This window comes from Roseofilum sp. Guam (genome assembly GCF_017746735.1).
In the GTDB taxonomy this organism is placed as follows: Bacteria; Cyanobacteriota; Cyanobacteriia; order Cyanobacteriales; family Desertifilaceae; genus Roseofilum; species Roseofilum reptotaenium.
This window is the reverse complement of record NZ_JAGHZN010000094.1, coordinates 1-10,228: the sequence shown is the minus strand read 5'-3', so window position 1 is coordinate 10,228 and position 10,228 is coordinate 1. Positions and strand designations below refer to the sequence as shown.

Sequence of the window (10,228 nt, the reverse complement as noted above, 5' to 3'; positions counted from 1 at the left end):
CATTATCGGAAGTCTGAGACTTGCTGGCAACTTTGAACCGAAGGGACAGACGACTACGGTTCTTGCTGATAGAGACACCCTTTGGGGTTGACTTCTGGCAAGCCTTGAGGTAAGTCCTCACTAGCTCATGGTCTACCAATTTGGATGGGTCAATCTGGTTAGAGTGGAAATACTCATTAACCAGAGACCAGGAGCGGTCTAGATAGTCTTTCCAGTTTTGCACTTGTTTTGCACCTATTTCCTTTTCAAGGTTCTAGAATGCAAGCTAGGTATAGCTTTGAGCTGCTTTAATAGCGTTAGCTTGATTTGGAGTTGTCAGTTCGATTCTGCCCAGCTCCATTAACAATTAACTCCTATAGGTTGCCTTTAATTGAACCTAACAAGGGGCCCAGAATAACTTGCCTCCTAATGATCACCAAAGGTATGGTTAGCCAGGAAGCCGCTGCACATCGATCGCCGATCGCAATCTTCAGCTATTCTGTTACAGTGTTGCTAATCGACTCTGGAACCAGTGGTTCCAGCTTGATTTGGAGTGGACTGTCTTTGCATGAAAAAATCCCTGAACCCCCTGATACAAACAGTGAAAGCGCCCCTGAAGGCTGTACTGAAGCGCTCTCCTAACCTAGAAGTCAATCCCACGGGAGACCTCCAGGGGTTTTTAGAAAGTCCAAATGCCATTGAACGCAACGTCAGTGGGGTATTGCGAATTGCGGGTTGGGTGTTTCATTATCGTCACGCGATTGAGTCACTGACGCTGATTCAAGATGAGAATAGGGAAGAAACCATCACCTATGGGGAACCTCGTCCCGATGTGGCGCAAGCGTTTATTGATGCTCCCTCGGCTGAAAATAGTGGCTTTGGCTGGAATTTACCCATTGAACCCAATTATTCGGGAGAGATTGCCATCCAGATTATGGCGAATTTAGAGAATGGGGATTCAGTTTGTTGTTTTGCCCGTACTATTACGATTCAAAATGTGTACGAGCGTCCGCCAAAACCGAAGGTTTCTCAGATGATTTCTGGGTTTATGACTAAGGCAGTTCTAGCCTATAAACAGCGTGGGGGAATTCCTTTATCTCCTCTGGTTTGGATTCGGTTTGTTAAGCGCTACTACGACCAAACCCAAACTCAGGAATTTGCATCCTATTCTACGATTATTCATCCTTGGCAACAGGAAGACCCCTATCAGCGTTGGCTAGAGCATAATCGCTTAACAGCTAAGGTGCGGGAGTTGATGGCAGAGTCGGCACAACACTTAGAAAAAACGGGTGTAAAAATTAGTGTGGTCGTTCCCGTTTACAATCCACCGAAGGGCTTTTTAGAAGAAACGATCGCCTCGGTACAAGCGCAAATTTACCCCAACTGGGAGTTATGTATCGCTGACGATGCCTCGACTCAATCCCATGTTAAAGAAGTTTTGACCGCAGCGCAAGCCTCAGACCCTCGGATTAAGGTTGTATTTAAAACCGAAAATGGCCATATTGTCAAGGCGACCAATTCAGCCCTAGAGGTGGCAACGGGTGACTATATCGCCCTTTTAGACCATGATGACCTGTTATCTCCCGATGCGCTGTTGCAAGTAGCCGAATGTGTAGACCAATACCCGGATGTGGATTGGATGTATACGGATGAGGACAAAATTACGCCGACAGGAGAGCGCTATGGATACCAAATGAAGGGGGTTTGGAGTCCAGAAATGGCGATCGCCCACAATTATACCCACCATTTAGCCGTCATTCGCAAGCGCTTAATTGACGAGGTAGGAGGACTGCGATCGGGTTTAGAGGGAGCACAGGATATCGATCTTTACCTGCGGGTGCGGGAAAAGACGACGATGGATAGGGTACGTCATATTCCCCACGTCTGTTATCATTGGCGCGTCCACCCGGAAAGTACGGCATCAAAGGGAACGCAGAAAACCTATGTCTTTGATAGTGCCTATCGAGCAATTTCCGATACCCTGGAGCGACGCAATTTAAAGGCGAAACCCTTTTTACCAGCTTTAGCCACCAAGTACGGGTTATGTTTGCATCAATTGCAATGGGATGCTTCAATTTTAGCAGAAAATCCTGTTACAATCGTCATTCCGACTCGCGATCGCACGGAAATCTTATCGGAATGTATTGCTAGCTTGGAGAAAACCGTAGATCCGCGCTACGTGCAAGTCATTATTGTTGACGATCAGTCTACGGAACCCAGGACAGAAGAATTCTTTAGTCAACTGGAAAATGGTTCTTTAAACTCCTTGGGAGAGTTGAAATTAACCTATCAGGTGATTAGAACCCAACGCCCTGACCCCAGTTTAACCGGACGAGAGGGCTTTAACTATTCTCGCTTAGTGAATCTTGGTGCTGCACAGGTGAAAACGTCCCTCATGTTGCAGCTTAACAATGATATTACGGCGATCGCCCCCGGTTGGCTCGAAGACATGGTCGGTTGGATGTCCATTGAAGGAGTCGGAGTCGTTGGCGCTCGTCTCCTTTATCCCGATAATACCCTACAACATGCGGGCGTTTGTATCGGCCCCAATGGCGGATTAGCCGGTCATTTATTCCACGGGTTACGCAAAGAAGAACTCGGTTATCTCTTCTATCCCCACACCACCCGTAATGTTTCAGCCGTCACCGGAGCCTGTTTGCTTACATCCACCGAACTTTACCATCAAGTCGGGGGATTTGATGAGGAAAAATTGGGCTTAGAACTCAATGATGTGGACTATTGTTTGCGCGTTCAAGAAACTGGTAAGCGCGTAGTTTATACCCCCCAAGCCACCCTCATTCATCAAGGAAGTGCCTCACGGGGAGACTATTATAATCCCAAGGAACACCTAAATTTCATGGAGCGATATCAGGGCAAAAAAGACCCTTACATTACCTCCAATATTAATATCGATTCCATGACGATGGACTTAAATCCCCTTCACTATGTCCATAGCAGTCGAATTTCTGGCATTAAAATTCTACTGGTTACCCACAATTTAGCCCTCGAAGGCGCTCCCTTAATGGCTTACAATTTCGCCAAGCATTTTGTTGAGTCGGGAGAATGCCAAGTTAATGTCGTTTCCCTCGTCGATGGACCGTTACGCAACGATTACGAAGCACTTAATATTCCGGTTAAACTGATTGAAGATAATCTGCAACGAGTTGATAATAGCCTAGAAACCTACCATCAGCGTCTCCAACAGGTGGGAAAAGTCCTAGACATGACCGAGTTCGATCTGGTGATGTCCAATACAATGGTTGGTTTTTGGGGAATAGAATTAGCCCAACTGTTTGGCTTACCCAGTATTTGGCATATCCATGAAAGTTGTACCGTTGAGCGCAGTTTACGCAACTTTTTTGGTGACTCTCCTCCGCAAGTGATGCGGGGTTTATTGGAGCGCAGTTTTCAGAATGCATCACGGGTTATCTTTGTCGCCGATGCCACGCGGCAAATTTTCCACGATCTTGATATTCATGGCCGTTTTCGTACGATTCCCGGAGGCATGAATTTAGAAAAAATTGCCGAGTTTCGCCAAAGTAATAGCAAATCCTATTTACGGCAGAAATATGGGATTTCTGAAGAAAAAACGGTGATTTCGGTGATTGGAACGACGTGCGAGCGTAAAGGACAGCATATTTTCTTAGAAGCTATTAAGCACTTAGAGAAGATTTATCCAGCCTCGCAGTTTAAGAACCTAGAGTTTCTGATTGTGGGAACTCGCGAAATTATCTATCTGGACTATTTGCGTCAGGTGCAAGAGAGGCTAAAGCTGGATTATGTGAAAATGTATCCAGAAACGCGCTATGTGTTTGACTTTTTTGCCTTAACCGATATATTTGTATGTACCAGTTTTGAAGAGTCCTTTCCGAGGGTAGTTTTGGAAGCAATGGCGTTTGAGTTAAAGATCGTCAGTAGCAATGTGTTTGGCATACCGGAGATGATCGGCGATCGCCACGAAGGGTATTTGGTGCGTCCTGGCGATCCAGAAGCCTTAGCCAACGTATTGGTGGAAGCGATCGAAACCGACTACGCTAACCGCTTACGGGGAAATGCTTACGCACGAGTGAATCGTTTATTTGACAATCAGAAACAGTTGCCGAAACACTTGGCAATAGTTAAAGAAGTCATCTTACAACACGAATAGACAATCATGATCGAAATGCAATCTTTATCAAAATCTCTCTTAATTTCAACTCTTTTCTCTTTGACAGTGGGATTAATATCTTGTCAGCCAACCCAACAATCTAGTGAACAACTTTCCCCTGAACAAGTAACCATCCGTGCAGCTCAGAGTACTTGGGTGGAAGAAGCCTTTCAAAATGAAGTCGTGAGGATCGGACTTGAGCAGCTTGGCTATCAAATTGATAAACCCAGGGAATTAGACTATCCTGCCATCTATCTATCTTTAGCCAATAACGATCTAGACTACAGCGTCATCTACTACAATCCAATACATGAAGGATTATTTGACAATGCTGGTGGTGAAGAAAAGCTTCAGCTCTTAGGTGTTGTCGTTCCCCCTGGAGAAGCGGGATATCGAATTGACAAAAAAACAGCCGAAGAATACGGGATTTCTAGTATAGAACAATTGAAAGATCCAGAAATTGCTAAACTATTTGATTTTGACGGTGATGGTAAAGCTAATTTAATTGGATGCAATCCGGGTTGGACTTGTGAATTAATTATCGATCATCATATAGAAGCTTATGGACTTCAAGATACAGTAGAACAAGATCGAGGAAAATATGTTACCCTACTTGCTGATGCTATTACCCGCTACAATCAAGGAGAACCTATCTTATACTATGCTTACAATCCTCATTGGATCTTTGCCATTTTAAAACCGAATGAAGATACCGTTTGGTTAACCGTTCCTTTTACGTCTTTGCCTGAAGATGAAGTTGACCTTTCAGAAGCAGAGACAACTGTGGATGGAAAAAATCTTGGAGTTCCCAAACAGAGTCAAAATATAGTAGCAAATAAAATGTTTGTCGAGAGTAATCCTATTGCAAAACGTTGGCTTGAATTGATGCAAATCCCTGTGGATGATATGAATCAAATCAGTTTACGGATTAAAGAGGGTGAAGATTCTCCAGAAGAGCTTCGCAGTTTAGCAGAAGAATGGGTGAGTGGAAATCAAGAACAATTCGATCGCTGGGTTGAAGAAGCGAAGGGTGCAGGAAAATAACAACAGGAACGCAGAAAACCTATGTATTGAATATGGAGAAGTAAATGATCTGTAGGAGGCGATTGAAACCGACTAAACCAACCGTTTACAGACAAATATCTATGCACGAGTGAATCGTTTGTTTGATAACCATAAGAAAATTGCCGAAACACTTGGCAATGGTGAAATAAACTATCTTACAACATGAATAAAAGAATATCAATGTTAAAATCCCGATTGATTCCTACGATTCTTTCTCTAATGATAGGGTTAATCGCCTGTCAACCCACCCAAAGAACCAATGAAAATTCTGAACCCGTTACGATTAGAGCCGCCCATAGTGGTTTTGTGGAAGAAAGTTTTCAAACAGAAGTTGTAAATTTGGGGTTAGAAAAACTGGGTTACACGATAGATACCGTCAAAGAATTAGATTACTCTGTTATTTATATTTCTCTGGCTAATAGCGACCTCGATTATACAGTCATCTACTATAATCCAGCCCATAAAGATTTTTTTGAAAACGCTGGTGGCAATGAAAAATTGGAGATCTCAGGATTGTTGATTCCTGAAGGAAGCCAAGGATACAGAATTGACAAGAAAACAGCCGATCAATATGGAATTAATAACATTGCTCAATTGAAAGATCCACAACTGGCAAAACTCTTCGATTTAGATGGAAATGGAAAAGCCAATTTAGCGGGATGTAATACAGGTTGGAGTTGCGAAGCGATGATCGATCATCACATCCAAGCCTACGATCTCGAAGATACCGTTGAACAAGACCGAGGAAATTATACTGCTCTTCTGGCTAATACAATTACTCGTTATGAGCAAGGAAAACCCATTTTATTCTATGCCTATAATCCCCATTGGATATTTGCAGTTTTAGAAACGGATCAAGAAGCGGTTTGGTTAGAAGTTCCTTTTACTTCTCTCCCAGAAGGACTGAGTAATTTAACCGCAGAAGAGACTACATTTAATGGCAAAAATACAGGGTTTCCGGGAAGCAAACAGAATATTGCGATCAATCAAACCTTTGCAGACAATTATCCCATGGCAAAACGTTGGTTTGAGAGGGTACAAATTCCCCTTGCGGATATGGATAAAATAAGTTTACGGATTAAAGAAGGTGAAAATTCTCAGGAGGATATTCGCCGTTTAGCAGAAGAATGGGTGAGTGCAAATCAAGAGCAGTTCGATCGCTGGATTGAAGACGCGAAAGGGGCAAATGAATAAAACTATATCTGAATAAAAATCTCTATCTTTTCAAATTCATTTAATGCGATTCAATTTTCAGTTTAAAGTCATATTGACTTCAACTCTTTTATCTCTAACTATGGGACTGTCTGGCTGTTATACGACGGGAAAACTCACTCGAAATTTGTCCTTCAATGAAGTAACTATTCGTTCAGCTCATAGTACCTGGCTTCAAGAGATATTTCAAACTGAAGTGCTAAATATTGGTCTAGAAAAGTTAGGCTATAAAGTTGCTCCCATTAGAGAACTAGAGTATCCCGGAATTTATTGGTCTATTGCTAATGGAGATTTAGATTATAGTGTTATTTACTATAGCCCCAGTCATGATGGCATGTTTAACCAAGCAGGGGGTGATAAAAAAATAAAAAAACTAGGAATTTTTGTTCCCATTGGCACTAGGGGATATCGAATTGATCGAAAAACGGCTCAAGAATATGGAATTACTAATCTCGGACAATTGAAAGATGAACGGATTGCTAAATTGTTTGACTGGGATGGAGATGGAAAAGCAAATTTAGCTGGATGTAATCCAGGTTGGGGTTGTGTATCAGTGATCAATCATCATATAGAAGCTTATAGACTGCAAGACACCGTTGAACAAGAGCAAGGAGTGTATGAAGCTTTGCTGACTGATGTGATTAGTCGCTATCAACAAGGACAGCCAATCTTATTTTATGCTTATAATCCCCATTGGATTTCTGCGGTTTTAAAACCAGATAACGATACAATTGTGTTAGAAGTTCCATTTACTTCTTTCTCAGGAAATGAAAATTTTACTGAAGAAGAAACAACGTTTAATGGGAAAAATACAGGTTTTCCAGGAGGGGCACAAGAAATTGTTGTCAACCCAGAATTTGCAGCCGCTAATCCAGTTGCAAAACGGTGGTTAGAATTAGTCCAATTCTCTCTTGAAGATATGAATGAAGTGAGTTTGCGGATTAGGGAAAGAGAAAATAGCCCTGAGAAAGTTCGTCTTTTAGCAGAAGAATGGATTTCTGAAAATCAAGAGCAGTTCGATCAATGGTTAGCTGAAGCAAAAGCAGAAAGTTGATAATTTTTATGAAGATAACTTGATAAATATGACTCAAGATTGTTATCATAATTCTGGAATATAGCGTTTCTTAAATAGATGAGGTACAATAAATCAGTATCCTTTCATTTACCGGTTTATTACTTTTCTCTTCTGCTGTATCTCACTAATTCGATAAAGACTATAGACCGACTCAGAAAGTAATATCTAACCCAAAATTTATAGCAGATAATCCAGTAGCCAAACCCTGGTTTGATTTGGTGCAAATTCCTCTGGAAGATATGAATAAAGCGAGTTTACGGATTAAAGAAGGGCAGAATACAACGGAAGATATGCGCCGTTTGGCTCAAGAATGGGTGAAGGACAATCAAGAGCAGTTTGATCGTTGGATTGAAGAGGCAAAAGGGGAAGGTATAGTCGATTCGGTTAACAGTGAGACCTCAAGGGGTGACAAGGAGGGTTGATGGTAGAGAGAGTGGTGGGTTGAGGAGGCGATCGGTAAAAGAGTAAAGTGGTCGTGTAGAGACCACAAAAATGTAAAAATGCTTCCTCAATTGTACCAGAAAATCCTCGAACCTAATTTAAGTCGGACAGAATACTTAACCTTACAACTGCTAATCTGGGTAGTGCAAGGCTGCCGAAATGTAGCCCTGTGCAAACTAGCTCAAAGATTCCCCCAACCCATAAAAGTAGCCAGTCGAGTCAGAAGCCTTCAAAGATTTCTAAGTCTGGAAGTTCTGAGTGCGAAGAAATTGTGGTTTCCCCTGGTCAAAGAATTATGAAGACAAGAAAAAGAAAAAAATCAGAACGGTCAAAGGAAGAAAGGACTATGGCACAAAGGATATCTTTTATTAGTAATAGATAGAAGCCAATGGCAAGAAAGAAATGTAATGATGTTGAGTCTAGTATGGGAAACTCATGCTCTGCCGGTATATTGGGAACTGTTGGGTAAAAAAGGAAGTAGCTCTCTAGAAGAACAACAAAGAGTATTAAGTCCAGTGTTGGCGCTGCTGAAAGAGTATAAAGTAGTGGTAATAGGAGACCGAGAATTTCAAAGTGTAAAGCTGGGGGAGTGGCTATGGTCAAAGGGTGTAGATTTTGTACTCCGTCAAAAAAAGAGTACCTGCATCGCCGAAAGCCAGGATTTGTACCAGTCCTTAGAGAGCCTAGAGATTAGACCCGGAATAGGTCGATTTTACCGAGAGGTATATTGTGGTAAATCTCATCAGCTAGGGCCGTTTAATCTAGTGGCTTATTGGAAAAGACAGTATAGAGGAAAAGGGCCAAAAGAAGCCTGGTATATCCTGACGAGTTTAGAGAATATGGATTTAGCGTTGTCATTTTATTCAGCTAGATGGGGAATAGAAACAATGTTAAAAGATTGTAAAACCGGAGGCTATAACCTAGAGGATACACGAGTCAATGATGAACGGTTATTGTCTACCATTTTAGTGATAGCTATGGCTTATACTTGGGCGACTTTACAAGGAAGAACTTGGGAAAAAATGGCAGTCAATCCTTATATGGCTCGCACCACAGAAAAGCAACGTAAGGTGAAACGTCATAGTCATTTTTACATTGGATGCTACGGATTATTGTGGATTTACTCCTTCCAATGTTGCTCTTCTTTAGCTGAAGAATTAATGGAGTGCAAACCTCATAAGCGGTTGTTTTTTCAGAAAGGGCTACAGGCTCTATCCCTTATACAGTCTAGTTTTTAGCCTCCTTGTCACCCCTTGAGCAGTGAGCGAACGGCCGTTCGCCCCTACAGATACCGACGTTATAGATAAATGCTAGTGTCTCAACCTTAATCGAATTGACTATAAATAAAGGGATAGCAGTTACAGTGCTTTATGCTTTGATAGCGAGATAGGAGGAGCAACAGAAGTGTTGAATGTTAGCTTAATGCCGAAAAAAAAGAGAATAAAATATGGCATTCTATCCTCAAATATCAAAATAATATTATCTAAATGGTAGTCTCCTTTACCAATCTGGTCAAACCGATTCTCAAGTCATTGTCTGCTCATGACTACCCAGTTCTCAACTCTTGCCTCTTCTTTGAAATCTGGTTAAACTTCTTACTCGATAATAGTTTGACTAGTATGAGAGGCTTGTTCTACCGATTGAATCATACAAGTATTAAGGTGGATATATCGACCTTCTCTAAAGCGTGTAAATCGAGAGAAGACCACAAGTTCTATATGAAAACTAACTTTGAACCCCAAAGATATCGGGTAGCATGGTTCTGTGATTTAGAAGACAGAACTGAATATCGTCTGGCCACTAACTTAATTGAAATGAGCAAGGAAGAGATTAGTGAAATCTATCGAAAGCATTGGGAAAGTGAAGGGATCTGGAAGTTCTTAAAAATGCATATAAAGCTCGATAAATTAATTACTAAAAATGAGACTGGAGTGACCTTACCAATTCTGATGGTGTTAATCGCTGACTTGCTCTTGCAGTTAATGGAAGTTCATCAGTTCTATGGCTAAAGCCTGTTGGATAAATTCCGTTATTTGCCAGTCGAACTTAGTCAGCGCTGCTCTATTATTCATTGGAGCTACGATCTGATTCCAGAAACCCTCATTTAGTTCACTAGGGACTTTTCTTCAGTTGAATGTAAAGTTTTATGTTAAGATTCAACACTTCTGGGCGAAGTGCTGTATTACAATACCTTCGCCAAAAGGGTATGACCAACTGATGGACTATTATAGTCTCCGTTTTCCAATCGAATTTAATTTTAGAGAGGCTAAACAATTTTGGGGTTTAGAAGATTTTATGAGTGTCACCTC

Annotated in this window: 6 protein-coding genes and 2 pseudogenes; all 8 read left to right on the top strand. The window is 41.6% G+C overall.

Features of this window, described 5'->3' with window-relative positions:
- The first annotated feature begins 408 nt into the window (after positions 1-408).
- The 8 genes and pseudogenes from J7529_RS23795 (at position 409) to J7529_RS23760 (ending at position 10,027) form a co-directional block, all read left to right on the top strand.
- Entirely contained in the window at positions 409-621 is a 213-nt protein-coding gene (locus J7529_RS23795) for a hypothetical protein (protein WP_318731035.1), read from the top strand.
- A complete protein-coding gene (locus J7529_RS23790) occupies positions 581-4,126 on the top strand; it encodes a glycosyltransferase (RefSeq protein WP_318731034.1) in 3,546 nt (1,181 codons plus the stop codon). Before J7529_RS23795 ends, J7529_RS23790 begins: the two co-directional genes overlap by 41 nt.
- A 66-nt stretch (positions 4,127-4,192) precedes the next feature.
- Positions 4,193-5,170: a glycine betaine/L-proline ABC transporter substrate-binding protein ProX gene (gene proX / locus J7529_RS23785; protein ID WP_318731033.1), complete on the top strand. Its 978-nt coding sequence runs from the start codon at positions 4,193-4,195 to the stop codon at positions 5,168-5,170.
- Between the two features lie 201 nt (positions 5,171-5,371).
- Positions 5,372-6,385 carry a glycine betaine/L-proline ABC transporter substrate-binding protein ProX gene (gene proX, locus J7529_RS23780; RefSeq protein ID WP_318731032.1) on the top strand — a complete coding sequence of 338 codons (1,014 nt, stop codon included), beginning with the start codon at positions 5,372-5,374 and terminating at the stop codon, positions 6,383-6,385.
- 100 nt (positions 6,386-6,485) lie between these two features.
- Entirely contained in the window at positions 6,486-7,457 is a 972-nt protein-coding gene (proX, locus tag J7529_RS23775; RefSeq protein WP_318731031.1) for a glycine betaine/L-proline ABC transporter substrate-binding protein ProX, read from the top strand.
- 260 nt (positions 7,458-7,717) lie between these two features.
- Positions 7,718-7,900 (top strand): hypothetical protein, encoded by a 183-nt coding sequence (locus J7529_RS23770; RefSeq protein ID WP_318731030.1) that lies wholly within the window; start codon positions 7,718-7,720, stop codon positions 7,898-7,900.
- 78 nt (positions 7,901-7,978) lie between these two features.
- Positions 7,979-9,157 (top strand): annotated as a pseudogene (locus tag J7529_RS23765) (IS4 family transposase).
- Between the two features lie 249 nt (positions 9,158-9,406).
- Positions 9,407-10,027 (top strand): annotated as a pseudogene (locus tag J7529_RS23760) (hypothetical protein).
- Positions 10,028-10,228: the final 201 nt, after the last annotated feature.

Bases quoted from the DNA above. Each gene is read 5' to 3' on its own strand.
- J7529_RS23795 (WP_318731035.1), top strand. From the start codon at position 409: ATGATCACCAAAGGTATGGTTAGCCAGGAAGCCGCTGCACATCGATCG.
- proX (WP_318731032.1), top strand. From the start codon at position 5,372: ATGTTAAAATCCCGATTGATTCCTACGATTCTTTCTCTAATGATAGGG.
- proX (WP_318731031.1), top strand. From the start codon at position 6,486: ATGGGACTGTCTGGCTGTTATACGACGGGAAAACTCACTCGAAATTTG.
- J7529_RS23770 (WP_318731030.1), top strand. From the start codon at position 7,718: ATGAATAAAGCGAGTTTACGGATTAAAGAAGGGCAGAATACAACGGAA.